The sequence below is a fragment of the Runella aurantiaca genome, assembly GCF_003339505.1.
GTDB lineage: Bacteria > Bacteroidota > Bacteroidia > Cytophagales > Spirosomataceae > Runella > Runella aurantiaca.
On the sequence record NZ_QPIW01000013.1, the window covers coordinates 135301 to 150761 of the forward strand.

15 protein-coding genes are annotated in these 15461 nt (G+C 44.6%); 9 read left to right on the forward strand and 6 right to left on the reverse strand.

Annotated features, from left to right (window positions below):
* The first annotated feature begins 18 nt into the window (after positions 1-18).
* A complete protein-coding gene (locus tag DVG78_RS16690) occupies positions 19-666 on the forward strand; it encodes a class I SAM-dependent methyltransferase (RefSeq protein WP_114462190.1) in 648 nt (215 codons plus the stop codon).
* A gap of 2 nt (positions 667-668) precedes the next feature.
* Here DVG78_RS16690 and menD read toward each other — a convergent pair whose 3' ends face one another.
* Positions 669-2393, reverse strand: coding sequence for a 2-succinyl-5-enolpyruvyl-6-hydroxy-3-cyclohexene-1-carboxylic-acid synthase (menD, locus tag DVG78_RS16695; protein WP_114462191.1), 1725 nt, complete (start codon positions 2391-2393; stop codon positions 669-671).
* A 108-nt stretch (positions 2394-2501) separates the two neighbouring features.
* A complete protein-coding gene (locus DVG78_RS16700) occupies positions 2502-2960 on the reverse strand; it encodes an Lrp/AsnC family transcriptional regulator (RefSeq protein ID WP_114462192.1) in 459 nt (152 codons plus the stop codon).
* Positions 2961-3200: 240 nt separating this feature from the next.
* On the opposite strand from DVG78_RS16700, the gene ald reads away from it, so the two are divergent.
* Complete coding sequence (gene ald / locus DVG78_RS16705) at positions 3201-4331, forward strand: alanine dehydrogenase (RefSeq protein ID WP_114462193.1); 1131 nt, start codon at positions 3201-3203, stop codon at positions 4329-4331.
* A gap of 501 nt (positions 4332-4832) precedes the next feature.
* Here ald and DVG78_RS16710 read toward each other — a convergent pair.
* Positions 4833-6632: an acyl-CoA dehydrogenase gene (locus tag DVG78_RS16710; protein WP_114462194.1), complete on the reverse strand. Its 1800-nt coding sequence runs from the start codon at positions 6630-6632 to the stop codon at positions 4833-4835.
* A gap of 54 nt (positions 6633-6686) precedes the next feature.
* Positions 6687-8399 carry an AMP-binding protein gene (locus tag DVG78_RS16715; RefSeq protein WP_114462195.1) on the reverse strand — a complete coding sequence of 571 codons (1713 nt, stop codon included), beginning with the start codon at positions 8397-8399 and terminating at the stop codon, positions 6687-6689.
* Positions 8400-8598: 199 nt separating this feature from the next.
* Between DVG78_RS16715 and DVG78_RS16720 the strand changes: the two genes are divergently transcribed.
* The 5 genes from DVG78_RS16720 to DVG78_RS16735 all read left to right on the forward strand — a co-directional run bounded on the left by DVG78_RS16720 (position 8599) and on the right by DVG78_RS16735 (position 10645).
* Positions 8599-9150 carry an RNA polymerase sigma factor gene (locus tag DVG78_RS16720; protein ID WP_114462196.1) on the forward strand — a complete coding sequence of 184 codons (552 nt, stop codon included), beginning with the start codon at positions 8599-8601 and terminating at the stop codon, positions 9148-9150.
* A gap of 46 nt (positions 9151-9196) precedes the next feature.
* Complete coding sequence (locus DVG78_RS16725) at positions 9197-9538, forward strand: hypothetical protein (protein WP_114462197.1); 342 nt, start codon at positions 9197-9199, stop codon at positions 9536-9538.
* 186 nt (positions 9539-9724) lie between these two features.
* Positions 9725-9979, forward strand: a complete 255-nt coding sequence (locus DVG78_RS16730) for a hypothetical protein (RefSeq protein WP_114462198.1) — start codon at positions 9725-9727, stop codon at positions 9977-9979.
* Between the two features lie 26 nt (positions 9980-10005).
* Complete coding sequence (locus DVG78_RS29910) at positions 10006-10209, forward strand: hypothetical protein (RefSeq protein ID WP_147277100.1); 204 nt, start codon at positions 10006-10008, stop codon at positions 10207-10209.
* A 19-nt stretch (positions 10210-10228) separates the two neighbouring features.
* Positions 10229-10645 carry an Hsp20/alpha crystallin family protein gene (locus DVG78_RS16735; protein WP_114462236.1) on the forward strand — a complete coding sequence of 139 codons (417 nt, stop codon included), beginning with the start codon at positions 10229-10231 and terminating at the stop codon, positions 10643-10645.
* Between the two features lie 91 nt (positions 10646-10736).
* On the opposite strand, the gene DVG78_RS16740 is transcribed toward DVG78_RS16735, so the two are convergent.
* Positions 10737-11852: a D-TA family PLP-dependent enzyme gene (locus DVG78_RS16740; protein WP_114462199.1), complete on the reverse strand. Its 1116-nt coding sequence runs from the start codon at positions 11850-11852 to the stop codon at positions 10737-10739.
* Between the two features lie 445 nt (positions 11853-12297).
* Here DVG78_RS16740 and DVG78_RS16750 point away from each other — a divergent pair, with 445 nt between their 5' ends.
* Positions 12298-13293 carry a ribonucleotide-diphosphate reductase subunit beta gene (locus DVG78_RS16750; protein WP_114069460.1) on the forward strand — a complete coding sequence of 332 codons (996 nt, stop codon included), beginning with the start codon at positions 12298-12300 and terminating at the stop codon, positions 13291-13293.
* 134 nt (positions 13294-13427) lie between these two features.
* Here the strand turns inward: DVG78_RS16750 and DVG78_RS16755 are convergent, their stop codons facing one another.
* On the reverse strand, positions 13428-14042 hold the full coding sequence (locus DVG78_RS16755) for a deoxynucleoside kinase (protein WP_114462201.1): 615 nt from the start codon (positions 14040-14042) through the stop codon (positions 13428-13430).
* A gap of 256 nt (positions 14043-14298) precedes the next feature.
* On the opposite strand from DVG78_RS16755, the gene trhO reads away from it, so the two are divergent.
* Positions 14299-15273 (forward strand): oxygen-dependent tRNA uridine(34) hydroxylase TrhO, encoded by a 975-nt coding sequence (trhO, locus tag DVG78_RS16760; protein WP_114462237.1) that lies wholly within the window; start codon positions 14299-14301, stop codon positions 15271-15273.
* Positions 15274-15461: the final 188 nt, after the last annotated feature.

The following is a 15461-nucleotide window of genomic DNA, read 5'->3' on the forward strand; positions in this document are numbered from 1 at the left end:
GAATCGCCAACGCTGCCAATGCCTTCCAACTACATCCCCGCCCTAAAATACCATTTTCTGACGCCCATCTACGATTGGTTTATCTGGCTGACTATGCCTGAGATAAAGGTAAAAAAGCGGTTGATTCAACAGGCAGACATAAAGAAAGGGCAAGCTATTTTAGACTTTGGCTGCGGAACCGCTACCCTCACGCTTTTGATAGAAGACTTACATCCTGATTGCACCATTGTTGGTTTAGATATTGACCCTCAAATACTTACTATTTCAAATAAAAAGGCAAAGCTTAAAAATTCGTCGATTCAATTAAAAGAATTTGACGGAAAAACGCTTCCTTTTGCCGATGCTTCTTTTGATAAGGTACTGTCTGCTTGGGTGTTTCATCATTTGACCACGGAGCAAAAACATCATGCTTTTCGTGAGATACGCCGTGTGCTTAAGCCTAACGGCGAACTGCACATTGCTGATTGGGGCAAGGCTGAAAACGGTTTGATGCGGTTTCTGTTTTTTGTAGTACAAGTGATTGACAATTTCTACACCACCAACGATAATATAAAAGGTAAAATCCCCCAATTACTGGCAATTGAGGGATTTAGAAATGTAGAAATCAAAGGAAATCAGTCCACGCTGTTTGGGACTTTATCTTATTTGAAAGCCATTAAACGCTGAACCTAAGCAGTTCCCATGCGTCGATACGCTTCAAAAACTTCTCCGTTCAGCACTGGGTCAGTAAAAATCTCCAGCAATTTGGCTTGGCCGTTTGGAGCAATGAATTCATTCCAAACAGCGCTGAAATCTTCGCCTTCTTTTAAGGAATAATAACCCAATTCAGCATCTTCGGCGGTGTGGTGGGCGGTGGTAGAATGTCGCGTTTCGAAATACTGCTCCAATTCAGGCTGAGCCGCTGGCCCGTCGATGAGTCGGAAAATATTCCCCCCTGCGTTATTGAACAACACTACGCGCAGATTTTGGGGAATGTGCGGGTGCCAAAGCGCGTTACGGTCGTAGAAGAAAGCCACGTCGCCAGTGATGATAAAAACCGGTTTGTTGGTCATTAATGCCGCGCCCAATGCCGTACTTGTGCAGCCATCAATGCCGCTCGTGCCTCGGTTGGCAAACACCTCGGCTGGGCGAGAAAGCCCAAGTAGGTTGGCATAACGCACGGGCATACTGTTGGCAAGGTGCAGTACGCTGTTTTCGGGTAAGTTTTCCAAGACATTGCTTACCAATGCAAATTCATTCCAACGAGTTTCTTGCCGTAAAAATTGGTGTACGCTTCGTTTTCCCTGTCGGTCGGCTTGCAGCCATGTTTCCCGAAAGGCCCCGCGCCCATCGTCATCAGAATCATTTTCCACAAACTGCTGATAATCTAGGTCTCCCAATAATTTTTGAAAAAAATACAACGGCTCCACGGGAATTTGCATGGTGAGCGTTTGAAACGTATCAATAAGCTGCTCGGTCGATTTTACGTGCCAATGCCGGACAGGAGCATGATTGCGGAGAAAAAGTTTAAAGTTTTTAGAAATGAACGAATCACCGACCGTAATCAGCAAATCGGGTTGGAGAGTCGTTAACAATTCTTCATTTTTTCCGCGTAGAAATACATCGTGTTGCCGTACAAATGCCTCATTAACAGGGATATTTGAGATAATATCCCCCAATACGGGCACCCCCATTTCTTCGCTGAATTCTTTCAAAACCGTCCACAGTGCCGATGCAGGCGGTAATTGCCCCACGGCGATGAGCACGCGGTTGGCATTTTCAAATTCATTTTGTAATCGGTGCCAAGTTTCGGTGCTCAGGGTTGGTTCAGTAGCAAGTCGCTCGACCAACTTTACGTGACGGTCGTACGTTATTTTTTCGTCTGCCACGGGATAAAACGGCTCCCGAATGGGCACGTTGATATGCACTGGACCTTTGGGGACTGTTTGTGATAAATTAATCGCTTCATTTAAGACGCGCTCTATGTACCAATTGGCGTCGGGATGCGCATAGTCTGAAGGTAAGTCAAACGATTTTTTGACGTGTTTGCCGTACAGCTCGTTCTGATAAATGGTCTGTCCGTCTTGTTGGTGAATCCATTCTTTGGGGCGGTCGGCGGTGAAAACCAGCAACGGAATTTCCTGAAAATACGCCTCCACCACCGCAGGGGCTAAGTTGTAAGCGGCACTACCAGAAGTACAGACCAGCGCCACAGTTTGGTGGCTGTATTGAGCCATGCCCAAACCCACAAACCCCGCTACGCGCTCATCGGGAATGACTTTTGTTTTTATACCACGATGTCGCGCAAAGGCCAAGGTCAGGGCTGCGCTCCTCGACCCTGGTGAAATAACCACATTATTAACGCCTTTGCGGGCGCATATCTCGGCAATATTGTTGATAGGTTGAAGAAGCATTTTTTGTTAGAAGTGAGAAATGAGGAGTGAGAAGTCAGGAGAAAAGACAGCAATGTGTACTACTATTCTCGCTCCTATCCGCAGCTGCGGCCGCTCCTCACTCTTGATTTATATTGGTAACGACGTCGTACTTTTTACTTCCGACATCACAAAGAAACTGCTTATGTGCGAAATCGCTTTGAGGGTGGCGAGTTTTTCCTGATAAAAAGTGTGATAACTTTCCACATCCGTAGCGATGATTTTAATGAGATAATCAAACGTACCCGATACCACGCAACATTCCACGACTTCGGGCATTTGAAGCATGGCCTCGCTAAATTCCTGAAAATTCTCCCGTTGCTGTTTATCAAGTGTTACGTTACAAAAGACCGTAAGCCCTTTGCCAAGGCGTTTTTTATTCAAAATGGTTACGTATTTTTCAATGACGCCCTCCCGTTCAAGTTTTTTGATGCGGTCGTGGACGGGCGTAATGGATAGATTGATTTCGGCGGCTATCTCCTTAATGGTCAATTGCGCGTTTGTTTGTAACAACTGCAAAATACGGTAGTCGGTTTCGTCTAAGTACATCTGATTCAGTCGTTTTTAGGTGCTACATTTTTTATTTTAGCGCTTGTCCGAATTTTTTTCGTTTCGTAACCTTTAAATCAGGACAAATCAGTAATAAATCATTTTTATTTTTAAAAATAAGAAATATTTTCTTATTTATTATTAAATAACAGGAAATATTTTTCTTTCACGTAATTTTGTATCGTATTCCAGCCAAGACTTAAACGCAATAAATTTCTGAACATTAAGCCTATTACTACTATGATCATCGGCGTACCAAAGGAAATCAAAAACAACGAAAACCGCGTGGCCTTAACGCCCGCAGGAGCAGCAGAATTTCGTAAAAACGGCCATAAAGTATATGTACAAGCTACCGCTGGGCAAGGAAGCGGTTTTGAAGACAGTGAGTACGAAGCCGTAGGTGCCACGATTTTGGGCACGATTGAGGAAGTATACGCGATTGCCGAAATGATTGTGAAAGTAAAAGAGCCTATTGCCTCCGAATATGGCCTTATCAAAGAAAACCAGTTGCTGTTTACCTACTTTCACTTTGCTTCATCGGAAGAACTGACGCACGCCATGCTGAAAAGTAACTCGGTGTGTTTGGCCTACGAAACCGTCGAAAAAGCCGATCGTTCGTTGCCTTTATTGGTACCTATGTCGGAAGTAGCGGGACGGATGGCCATTCAAGAAGGAGCCAAATACCTCGAAAAACCCATGGGTGGACGCGGTATTTTATTGGGCGGTGTTGCAGGAGTTAAACCAGCCAATGTGTTAGTGCTTGGCGGTGGTATCGTAGGTGCGCAATCGGCCAAAATGGCGGCTGGATTGGGAGCCAACGTAACCATTGTTGACATTAATCTGAATCGACTGCGGTATTTGGAAGATATTCTTCCCGCCAATGTGGACACGGTGATGTCAAACGAATATAATATCCGTGACTTGGTAAAAAGTGCCGATTTGATTGTGGGAGCCGTACTGATTCCTGGAGCCAAAGCACCCCACTTGGTTACACGCGATATGTTGAAATTGATGAAAAAAGGAACGGTATTGGTGGACGTAGCCGTAGACCAAGGTGGATGTATCGAAACCTGCAAGCCTACGACTCACGAAGATCCGATTTATGAAATAGATGGAATTGTGCATTACTGCGTTGCCAACATGCCAGGAGCGGTGCCTTACACCTCTACCTTGGCGTTGACAAATGCTACCCTGCCTTATGCCATTCAATTGGCCAACAAAGGATGGCAAAAAGCATGTGCTCAAAACGAAGATTTAAAGAAAGGCTTAAATGTAGTAAACGGTAAAGTGGTCTATAAAGCCGTTGCTGACGCTTTTGGTCTTGATTTTACCTCGGTTACAGAGGTACTAGAAGAAGAATTGGTGGGTTAATTTTATTAATTGAGATTGATGTAGGAATGACCAAGCTATACCGCTTGGTCATTTTTTTATGTCTTATATTAAAAATTGATAATGCCTAAAAGTGGAAAATCAAAGTAGAATATTTTGTCTTTTTATTTTTTTTACACCAATAACACTAATTTTATCAAATATGTGTTATATTATTAAAAGCGCTGAATGAAAATTATTAATGCTGTACTTTTATTCCTGAAAGGTAACAGATTGAGTCTTAAATATTTATTTTATAAGAATTTATAAAATAAAGAATAGCATTTCGATGAAAATGCTAACTTTGCGTACTTGTTTAAGAGTTAAGAAATTGTTAATTCCCTCTAAAAAGAGACACAAAATATACCAAAAATAGAAAAACAGAAATAGTATGACTTTTATGTCTAATTAAGTTTTTCTAAAAAGAGTTTTTCATAACGTTGAGTAAAGTCGAAAAGCCGAGCGGACATTCTGCACGGCTTTTTTATTTTTGTTTGGGTTCTATTAAAACCAGTCGGGCTGCATTTCAACCGTAGCCTTGGCATGACTCGTTAGACGCGCGGCCAAAGGGGACGTTTTGACTAGCTCATAATCAAAAAAGTAATTTGCGGTGGCTAGTTTTCCTTGGTAAAAATTACAATTTTCTTCCGAATTAGCTGTAGTTAACCCCTTTTGGGCCTGAATAGCCTGCTTTAACCACTGCCAAGCAATGGTCACAATTCCAAAAAAATCTAGGTAGAGGGTGGCATCGGCCAGAAATAATTCTTTATTCTGTTTGGCAAGATTCAGGAGCGAGGTCGTAACGGTTTGAACACGCTCCAAAGCCTCTTCCAACCTTGTCGCTAAATCAAGTAATTGAGGCTTAGCAGACTGCTTAGCCTCCGCAATCGTTCGCTCTATTTCCTCCGTCAGATATTGCAATCCTTTGCCACCGTGGAGGGTTAGTTTACGACCCAACAAATCCAAGCCGTGGATGCCCGTCGTGCCTTCGTGGATGGGATGGATACGCGCTTCACGATAATATTGTTCTACTGGAAAGTCGGTGGTATAGCCTGCCCCGCCTAAAATCTGCACCGCAGCGCTCGTAGTCTGGCAACACATTTCTGAAGGGTATGACTTGGCAACTGGCGTTAATAAATCAAGCAATAACTCGGCACGCTCTTTGGCTTCTCCTTCGGTTACATGGGCCAAATCTGCCCACAATCCGCATTGCAGTAACAGAGAAAGTGCACCTTCTACCACCGATTTTTGAAACAGTAACATTCGTTTTACATCGGCGTGGTGAATGATAAGGGTTTGGGGTTGGGTTGGGTCTTTGGCGGTGATGGGGCGGCCCTGCGGGCGCTCTCTGGCGTAAGCCAACGAGGCATAATAGGCGGCAGTACCGATAGCAGTGGCGTTCATGCCCACGCCTACGCGGGCTTCATTCATCATTTGAAACATATAATTGAGCCCTTTGTGGGGCTCCCCCACCAAGTAGCCTAAGCAAGTTTCGTCAGAGCCAAACATCAGGTGCGCAATGGGCGCTCCCTTGTAGCCCATTTTGTGATAAACGCCCGCGGTGGTTACCCCGTTGTTGGTAAGCCCATTTTCGGTAATTCGTTTTTTGGGAACCACAAACAAGGAAATCCCTTTGGTACCAGCAGGCCCACCTTTGATTTTGGCCAATAAAAGATGCACAATGTTTTCGCAGGCGTCGTGGTCACCGCAGGAAATAAAGATTTTTTGCCCAGTGATTTTATAGACACCCTCTTCGTTGGTAGGCTCAGCAGCGGTGCTGATGTCGGAAAGAGAACTGCCCGCGTTGGGCTCGGTGAGCGCCATGGTGCCTTGCCAACGTCCGCTGTACATGAGTGGCGTATAACGTTCAATGAGTGCCTTAGAACCAAAGCTGCGAATCAAATTGGCTGCTCCCGTGGTCAGAAAAGGATACACACTGGCAGAATAATTGGCGGCTTGAAAGATAAATGCGGCGGCGTTTTGAACCGTAACGGGCAACTGCTGACCACCTTCATCATAGCTGAACGTGGCATTTATCCAGCCATCTTCGCCAAAACGTTTGGTGATTGCTTTCATTCCTTCGTGTACGCGAATGGTCCCCTCTATCAATTGCGGCTCTTTGCGGTCCATCTCGGTCAGGAGAGGGCGGAGCATCTTGTCGGCAATCTGCTCGGCCGCGTCTAGAACCATATCAAAGGATTGTCGGTCATGGTCCTTAAAATAGTCGTAACCCGTGAGTTGCTCAACGTTGAGTACTTCGTATAAATTGAAATGAAGGTCGCGTTTTGAGAAGAATGAAGGCATTTTTGTTGACGTTAAAAACAAACGTCGAGCCGCCTCATCGGCGGCTCGAAAGTCTTATTTTACGGTTTCATCGCGTAAGGCGCGGCGGAGGATTTTACCCACGTTGGTTTTGGGGAGTTCCTGTCTAAATTCAATGTGTTTGGGGCACTTGTAAGCGGTCAGATTTTCGCGGCAAAATGCCATAATTTGCTCTTTGGTAAGGCTTTCATCTTTTTTGACCACGAATATTTTAACGGCTTCGCTGGTTTTTTCGTCGGGCACGCCTACGCAGGCTACTTCCAATACCCCCGGACACTGGGCCACTACATCTTCTATTTCGTTGGGGTAGACATTAAAGCCCGAAACCAATACCATGTCTTTCTTACGGTCAACGATTTTGAAATAACCGTCGGAATCCATAATGCCGACATCGCCCGTCTTGAACCACTGACGACCATCGATGGGGTCAGTAAACATCACCTTGGCGGTTTCGTCAGGACGGTTGTAGTATCCGGGCATTACCTGTGGACCAAAGGCGCAAATCTCCCCCGATTCACCAACGTCAGCCCAGGTGTCGTCTTCTCTCAAAATTCGCATTTCGGTGCTTGGAAAAGGGATACCGATGGTGCCGATGCGGTTCAGCTTGGGGTCGAGTGGATTGGCCGACAAAACGGGAGATGTTTCGGAAAGACCGTAGCCTTCGGTCGGTAGATTGCCGGTCAGTTTATACCAACGCTCAGCCACCACCTTTTGTAAGGCCATGCCTCCCGCCGAAGTAACTTTCAACTGGCTAAAATCAATTTCGCCAAATTTAGGGTGGTTCATCAGCCCGTTATAAAGGGTATTGAGTCCAGTAAAAACCGTCACTTGGTATTTTTTTAGCTCCTTTATGAATGCCTCCATGTCGCGAGGATTGGTAATGAGGAGGTTCATGCCACCGTTTTTGAGGGCAGAAAGGGCATTACAAGTCAAAGCATAAACGTGATACAAAGGCAACGCCGCCACCAGAACGTTGGGTTGCCCTTCGGGAATCGTTTCGAGCAAGGGCCCCAGATAGATGCAGTTGGCTTCTACGTTGGAGATGATATTACGGTGGGTCAGCATGGCCCCTTTCGAAACGCCCGTTGTGCCGCCTGTGTACTGAATAAAGGCCAAATCCAATTGATTTACGGCGGGTTTTGTGTACGACATAGAAGCGCCCTGTTCCACGGCATCCATAAACGAAATCGCCTTAGGAAGGTGGTACGCAGGAACCATTTTTTTGACGTTCTTCACCACAAAATTAACAATCTGCTTTTTGGGGAAGCCCAGCATATCGCCAATTTGGGTCACAAACACGTGCTGGATTTGGGTACTAGGAAGTACTTTTTCAAGTTTATCGGCAAAGTTGGCCAAAATAACAATGGCTTTAGCGCCCGAATCCTTGAATTGATGCTCCATCTCGCGGGGCGTATAGAGCGGATTGGTGTTGACAATGGTAAGCCCCGCCCGCAGCGCCCCAAACATCGCTACGGGATATTGAAGAACGTTGGGCATTTGAATGGCAATCCTGTCGCCTTTTTTTAATCCGATATGTTGTAAATAAGCGGCAAAATCATTCGACATTTTATCAAGTTGTGCGTAGCTAATTTGCTTGCCCATGCAGGCATACGCAGGTTTGGAAGCATATTTGGTAAAGCCCTCTTCCATCATTTCCAAAAGGGATGGATAGATTTCAGGAGCAACTTCGTAAGCCATTCCCGGCGGATAAAATTTAAGCCATGGAAAAGAATCAATAGTGACTGTCATCGGGATTTAGGTTGATGTTTAGAAAAAATTGTACACTACAAAGATACTAACGAAGAACAACACCCTAAGATTTCAACAAGGTTTTCGTAAATAAATATTCATGGGGCTTGTTTGCGGGTGCTATGATAAAAAATATTTGGGTCAAATAAAGTAATTTTTGCCGTGATACGTCTACCTTGAAAAGCATTTATTCCTGATTTTGGCATCACAAAAATCAAATATCGTACAGACCATCAGAAAGTACAGCAAGCAATTGTTCGGCTTTATTCGTCAGCGCGTGAGCAGCGACGAAGATGCCGAGGATATTTTGCAGGATGTATGGTATCAGTTGAGCAGTCAACCGGAAGTGGAAGCCATTGAGCAAGTAGGGAGCTGGTTGTATCGGGTGGCCCGCAACCGTATTGTAGACGGCTACCGTAAGCAGCGACCCGAACGACTGGAAGACTACGGCTACGAAGACGATGAGGGGGAAATCTATTTTAAAGATTTGTTACTCGCCGACGACGGTACGCCCGAAACGGAATATTTGCGGGAAATCTTTTGGCAACAATTGTTTGACGCCCTCGACGAACTGCCCGAAAATCAACGGCAGGTATTTATTTGGAACGAGTTGGAAGACGAAACCTTTCAACAGATTGCGGACCGTACGGGCGAAAACATCAAAACTTTGATTTCTCGTAAACGCTATGCCGTACAACACCTGCGCCAACGTCTCGAAAGCCTGTATCAGGATTTAACAGATGGTGGCTAAATGTTTTGAATCTCAATAATGAATTTGATTGATAACCAGTAAAAATATGAACAGACCACGTAACTACAGACCTCGCTTTTGGCTATTCCCCCTTTTTGCAGCGGTAGCGGCTCTGGCATTGGGAGGGGTTGTAAAATGGCTTTGGAATGCAATTTTGCCGCCTCTGCTAGGGGTAGGAATCATTTCTTTTTGGCAGGCAGTGGGGTTGCTCGTTTTGTGCCGTATTTTGTTCGGAAATTTTGGACGCGGCTCCATGGGTGGAAACCACCGATGGAACCAAGGAAATCGTTTTCAGGGAGGGGGCGCGTGGCGAGAAAAATGGCGGAACATGACTGACGAAGAACGCGCCAAATTGAAAGAAGAATGGCGTAAACGCTGCCAAAAGTAGGCGCGGAGGCAAGCAATAAACCGAAAAACCGATGAATTCTAAATGTAGAATGTAAAAGGGAATTGGTAAATCAAAAAAACTAAAAATTTCTCTACATTCTTTAAAGTAATTTTTGATTTCATTCGTCATCCTTTATGTACAGCAATTTGTACGCTTTTAAACGAATCATTTAAACCAATTACAGCTATGTTAACACAAGTTTCAAGAGTAATTATTGCGGGTCTTTTGGGTGGGCTATTTTTATTTATTCTTCCCTTTTTATTGTTGAAGGCCTTTTTGTTTTTTCTTTTTGCAGGGCTGATTTTCCGTTTATTTGCGGGGCGTCGCCGCCGATATTGGAAACAATACCAAACCCATTTTGCGCCCTATGAAGACGTAACGGCGCAGTACCGAAAAGAAGGGTTGAAGGACGAGTTTCAACGTCCGACCATCAAAATCTAAACATCCCCTAAAATTACGGAACCAACATGAACCGAAGAACCAAATGGGTCTTGGGCGTAACAGTCGCGCTCATTACCGCCGCGAGTTTGCGCATTACCGTTGGGCATCATCATCATTGGCGAGGCTATCGTCATCATGCTGAAGGCCATCAACAATGCGAAAGCCATTGGCACAAACACGGTCACCAAGGCACCGAAAAGCCCCAGACCGAATCTCAAAAAAATCAGTAACCAACTAAATTACAACAATATGCATCACCAAGGAAGATGTGGCCATGGACACCCCGGAATGGGATACGGCCACCCAGGGAAGCGATTTGGCCGGCCGTTTGGAGGCGGTTCTTTTCGGGTTCCTGTCAACGTCCTGAAAACTGACAGCAGCTACGAAATTTTCGTCATTGCGCCCGACCGCGCCAAGGATGATTTCAAAATCAGTCTGAAAGGCAATGAATTGACCGTTTCGTATCAGGCAAAAGAAGAAGCAGACCAAAACAAAAATTGGATTCGGACCGAATTTAAAAAAGCGTCGTTTGAACGCAGTTTCTTTGTCGACGAAACGATTGATTCAGCCGCAATTAGAGCCGAATATCAAAACGGGATTTTGCAGGTAACTTTACCGATTATTCCTGGCTCCGAACAACCCACGCAAGAGATTTTTGTAGCGTAGTCAGTTTAATCACCGCTGCGGCGGGCCACGCAAAGTCGCTAGGACGCAAAGAAATTCATGCTTTGCATCTTAGCGACTTTGCGTGTTTTTTTTAAACCGTAATTCTTCGTTTTCTTCCCATCACCTGCCAAGTATCGGTAATAGACTGATTTTCGACAACATAGGCTTCGTCATAAAGGTTGACCGTGGGGCAGACGTGATACGGAACTCCGTACAAAACATCACCTACTTTGATCCTTTCCCAATCGCTGACTTGAATCACACCATGCTCTTCACTTTGGCCGATGAGCTCATAGTTTTCCAAATTTAAAAAACGAATCCGTTTATCAATGGGGTTTTCGGCGGCTACCGCTTTATGCCCCATGTCAATGGTAATAATTCCCTTTTTAGGTTTTGAAATCACCCGGGTCAAGACCAAGGCGGCGTACTCAAAAGGTTGTTCAGGAAGTTTGTCACCGTAGCCCCAATCCCATAATACACACGTACCAGGACTGCAATAGATTTCATTGTGTAACGCGTGCGCAGTAAAGGTAGGAGTACCGCCCGCGATGATAATGGGTTTGGGCAAGCCTGCTTCCTCAATGGATTCTATAAAATGCTGTACATCCACAAAGCCCGTTTCAACTTCGTGTTTACGCGTTTCAAAATCGGGCGTTCGCAGGTGCCCGTCGTAGACGTGCAAGCCGTGGCATTTGAGGTTTGGCAGTTCGTGTAGATGTTTGTATAACGAAAAAATAGTGTCGTCGAGCGGGTGGCCTGAACGGTCCATGCCGCTGTTGACGTCTACAAAAACGTTGCTGATAAGGCCCTGTTTTTCAAAAATCTGATTGTGGTCATCGGCGATGGCTTCTGTATCAATGAGAGAGGCAAAAAATACGTCGGGATATTTTTGACACAGCGCAACCAATCGTTCAATTTTTGGCCCGACCAATTGGTGGGCAATCATGAGGTATTTGGCCCCTGCTATCGCGGCCATTTCAGCTTCCGCAATGGTGGCACATTTAAACTTGGAAATACCCGCTTCAAGCATCATTTTCACGATTTCGGGCATTTTGTTGGTCTTTACGTGGGTATAAAGTCGGTCGGCACTTCCCGCAATGGCAATCATTTTTAGGATATTTTGCTGAACACGCTCTTTATAAATCAGCAGAGAAGGGGAGTCGGCTTCTGACTCATTTTGAAGGATATACCAAGGATTGAGGGCCATAAACGCAAACGGTTAATCAGGTTTTTTATCTCCATTAGATGTCTAGGGGCAACATAAAAGACAATCAGAGAGTTGTGATTTTTTTTAAACAGGATGAATGAAACTAAAGTTATTATCGCGGGTTATACAAATAGATTGACAAAGCATATTCTAGGGTGCAAAGCGCCTGATTTGGGAGAAAACAAATGTGGTGTAATACCCCAACAATCACCGCCAACGGATAACCTTTATACGTATCAATGGTAAAAAAAAAGGAATTTATTTGGTGAATGTATTGATAACCTTTGAGTTGTAAAATGCACAATAGGAATATTCTCAATAAATCCCCAAAGGGTAATTACCTGAGCACCAAAGTTAATAAATTTGTTACGTCGAACTAAGACACAGAGTTGAGTATTCATTGATAATTAAATTTTTTTATACACTTTTTTAAAAGACCTATTGTATGTCAAATTTATTAGATGCTTCTGAAGAGCCGTTATTGGTTGAAGACCCCCACCGTTTTGTGCTTTTTCCGATTAAGCACCACGACATTTGGCAATTTTATAAAAACCACGAAGCGGCCTTTTGGACAGCAGAAGAGATTGATCTTGCCTCTGATTTGCAGGACTGGGAAAAACTCAACGATGGTGAGCGCCACTTCATTTCGCACGTATTGGCTTTCTTCGCGGCATCAGATGGAATTGTGAACGAGAATTTGGCCGTTAATTTTCTGAAAGAAGTTCAGTACGCCGAAGCGAAGTGTTTCTATGGATTTCAGATTGCCATGGAAAATATCCACTCCGAGACCTATTCTTTGTTGATAGATACCTACATCAAAGACCCGACCGAAAAAGACCGTATGTTGCGGGCCATTGAAACCATCCCTTGCGTGCAGAAAAAAGCCGAATGGGCATTGCGTTGGATTGGCAACGGCACATTTGCCGAGCGTCTCATTGCGTTTGCGGCCGTTGAAGGAATTTTCTTCTCTGGTTCATTCTGCTCTATTTTCTGGTTGAAAAAACGCGGTTTGATGAAAGGGCTTTCATTCTCCAACGAGCTTATCTCGCGTGACGAAGGTTTGCACCGCGACTTTGCTTGCTTGCTCTATACCGACCACATTGTCAATAAGTTACCCGAGGAAACCGTATATAGTTTAATCAAAGATGCGGTAGCCATTGAACAGGAATTTGTGACAGAATCGTTGCCAGTGTCGTTGATTGGGATGAATTCTAAGTTGATGAACGAGTACATCGAATTCGTGGCGGATCACCTGTTGTTGTCGCTAGGCTTGCAGAAAGTATACAATGCGGTCAATCCTTTTGATTTTATGGACATGATTTCGCTTCAGGGAAAAACCAATTTCTTCGAGAAGAAAGTGGGCGAATACCAGAAAGCAGGCGTGAAAAACTCCAGCAAAGAAAGAGAAGTACAACAACTGAGCTTTGACGCTGATTTTTAGTGGGCAGTTAGCAGTGTGCAGTTCACAGTAGGCAGTACATTTTAAGTGCCAATGTATACAAGCAGAAAAAGGAAGCCTAGGCTTCCTTTTTCTGTTATTTGTTGACTGTAAACTGCCCACTGTAGACTGCCTACTTATCGGTACCCCAAAGCCTTATTCATTTGCTGAACAATGAAGTCAAAATCTTCGGCATTGTTTTCAAAATCAAGGCTGTTGACATTGATGGTCAACAAAGTTCCGTCCAGATAACTGTGGGCAAAGTTTTCGTATAATTCATTCAGATTCAACAAGTATTCGTCAGAAATACTTTGCTCAAAATCGCGGCCACGTTTTTGGATTTGGCTGCGGAGTTTGGGCAGGTCTGCCTGTAGATACACAATCAAATCGGGGGCTTTGATGGCGTTTATCATCGTTTCGTACAGCATCAGGTAATTTTGGTAGTCGCGCTCTTCCATCAATTTGGAATCGGCCAAGTTTTTGGCAAAGATGAATGCATCTTCATAAATCGTACGATCTTGCACCACGGTTTGGTAGTGCATAGAGCGGATTTTTTGGGCCTGCGAAAAGCGACTGTTGAGAAAGAAAACCTGTAAATTGAAAGACCAACGGGCCATGTCTTCGTAAAAATCGGCTAAATAAGGATTGCCTTCTACGGCTTCGTACAATACGCCCCACTTGTAATGTTCTGATAGTTTACGCGCTAGTGTGGTTTTGCCCGCACCAATGTTTCCGGTAATTGCAATGTGCATTGAAGTAAAAAAGGTTAACCGTTAGTAGTAATATATTTTGGGTATGTGATTTGCTGTTTGAGACGTAGAAATATACGAAAAGTCTGCGAAGATAAAGAGATTTTGCGCTTTTTCTGCCGTATATGACCGTTGTCAATTATTGACTGGTGATAAATTTGTATTTTTGCAGGAAACTTATCTGGTCAATTTTTCTTTTAACTGATTGAAAAAGAGTAAATGGCCAACCGTTTGCGTAACAAACAACCGTTTTTTTGTGATGAAGCCTTACAGTGTCCTTTTGTATTATCAATACGTGCCCATCGAAGATACCGAGGCGTATCGTGATGCGCAGCACGAGTTTTGCGTAAATAATAATTTGCTTGGCCGTATCATCATCGCTCCCGAAGGGCTCAACGGCACCGTGTCGGGGTTGGTGGCCGATTGTGAAGCCTATATGAAATGGGTGAAAGAAGACCCACGTTTTGCCACGATTGACTTCAAAGTAGAATACCACGAAGCGCACGCGTTTCAGAAACTGCATGTGCGCCTGAAAGAAGAAATCGTTAATTCAGACCTGCCCGTTGACCCCTTGAAACAAACGGGAACCCACTTAGAGCCGACTGAATTTAAGCAGATGTTGCAGGAAGACCCTGATTTGGTGGTGATTGATATGCGCTCCAACTACGAGCACAGCGTAGGAAAGTTTAAAGGGGCCATTACGTTTGACATGGAAAACCTGCGCGAACTTCCCGACCATATCAAGGAAATCGAGCACCTAAAAGGGCAAGGCAAAAAAATCGTAACCTATTGCACGGGCGGTATCAAGTGCGAAAAAGCCAGTGCGTACCTATTGGACCAAGGCTTTGACAACGTCTATCAACTCCACGGCGGTATCATCAAATACGGCTTGGAAGCAGGCGGCGAAGATTTTGAAGGGAAATGCTACGTATTCGACAATCGCCTCACGGTGGATGTCAACCAAGTAAACCCCAAAGTGATTTCAAAATGCTACGTGTGCGGCACTGCCTCCGACCGGATGGTCAACTGCGCCAACAACGACTGCAACATTCACGTAGCAATGTGTGAAGACTGCGGCTGGAAAATGGAAGGGGCCTGCTCCGAAGAATGTAAATGCAGCCCCAACAAACGGGTCTATAACGGCACAGGCTATTATCCCAAAAAGAGCGACCATTATACGCCATTGCAGGGCTTGAAAAGCTTCAAAAAATCCATGAAGAAGGAGGAAGCCTAAGAATACAAAGTTCAGGCAAAGGCGCTAAAGAGCAGCGTCTTTGCCCGAATCCTTTCTCAGGTCTGTGAAGACCCCTAAATAAAGTATATACCCAGCTTCTGAGTTGATTACTTCAACCTCTTTGTACATTCTTAGCCCCCCACTACGGGCCCTTTACTTTTAGCAGCCTTTTATCGGTTCATTCTCCC

Bases quoted from the DNA above. Each gene is read 5' to 3' on its own strand.
- DVG78_RS16690 (WP_114462190.1), top strand. From the start codon at position 19: ATGCCTTCCAACTACATCCCCGCCCTAAAATACCATTTTCTGACGCCC.
- menD (WP_114462191.1), bottom strand. From the start codon at position 2,393: ATGCTTCTTCAACCTATCAACAATATTGCCGAGATATGCGCCCGCAAA.
- DVG78_RS16700 (WP_114462192.1), bottom strand. From the start codon at position 2,960: ATGTACTTAGACGAAACCGACTACCGTATTTTGCAGTTGTTACAAACA.
- ald (WP_114462193.1), top strand. From the start codon at position 3,201: ATGATCATCGGCGTACCAAAGGAAATCAAAAACAACGAAAACCGCGTG.
- DVG78_RS16710 (WP_114462194.1), bottom strand. From the start codon at position 6,632: ATGCCTTCATTCTTCTCAAAACGCGACCTTCATTTCAATTTATACGAA.
- DVG78_RS16715 (WP_114462195.1), bottom strand. From the start codon at position 8,399: ATGACAGTCACTATTGATTCTTTTCCATGGCTTAAATTTTATCCGCCG.
- DVG78_RS16725 (WP_114462197.1), top strand. From the start codon at position 9,197: ATGAACAGACCACGTAACTACAGACCTCGCTTTTGGCTATTCCCCCTT.
- DVG78_RS16730 (WP_114462198.1), top strand. From the start codon at position 9,725: ATGTTAACACAAGTTTCAAGAGTAATTATTGCGGGTCTTTTGGGTGGG.
- DVG78_RS29910 (WP_147277100.1), top strand. From the start codon at position 10,006: ATGAACCGAAGAACCAAATGGGTCTTGGGCGTAACAGTCGCGCTCATT.
- DVG78_RS16735 (WP_114462236.1), top strand. From the start codon at position 10,229: ATGCATCACCAAGGAAGATGTGGCCATGGACACCCCGGAATGGGATAC.
- DVG78_RS16740 (WP_114462199.1), bottom strand. From the start codon at position 11,852: ATGGCCCTCAATCCTTGGTATATCCTTCAAAATGAGTCAGAAGCCGAC.
- DVG78_RS16750 (WP_114069460.1), top strand. From the start codon at position 12,298: ATGTCAAATTTATTAGATGCTTCTGAAGAGCCGTTATTGGTTGAAGAC.
- DVG78_RS16755 (WP_114462201.1), bottom strand. From the start codon at position 14,042: ATGCACATTGCAATTACCGGAAACATTGGTGCGGGCAAAACCACACTA.
- trhO (WP_114462237.1), top strand. From the start codon at position 14,299: ATGAAGCCTTACAGTGTCCTTTTGTATTATCAATACGTGCCCATCGAA.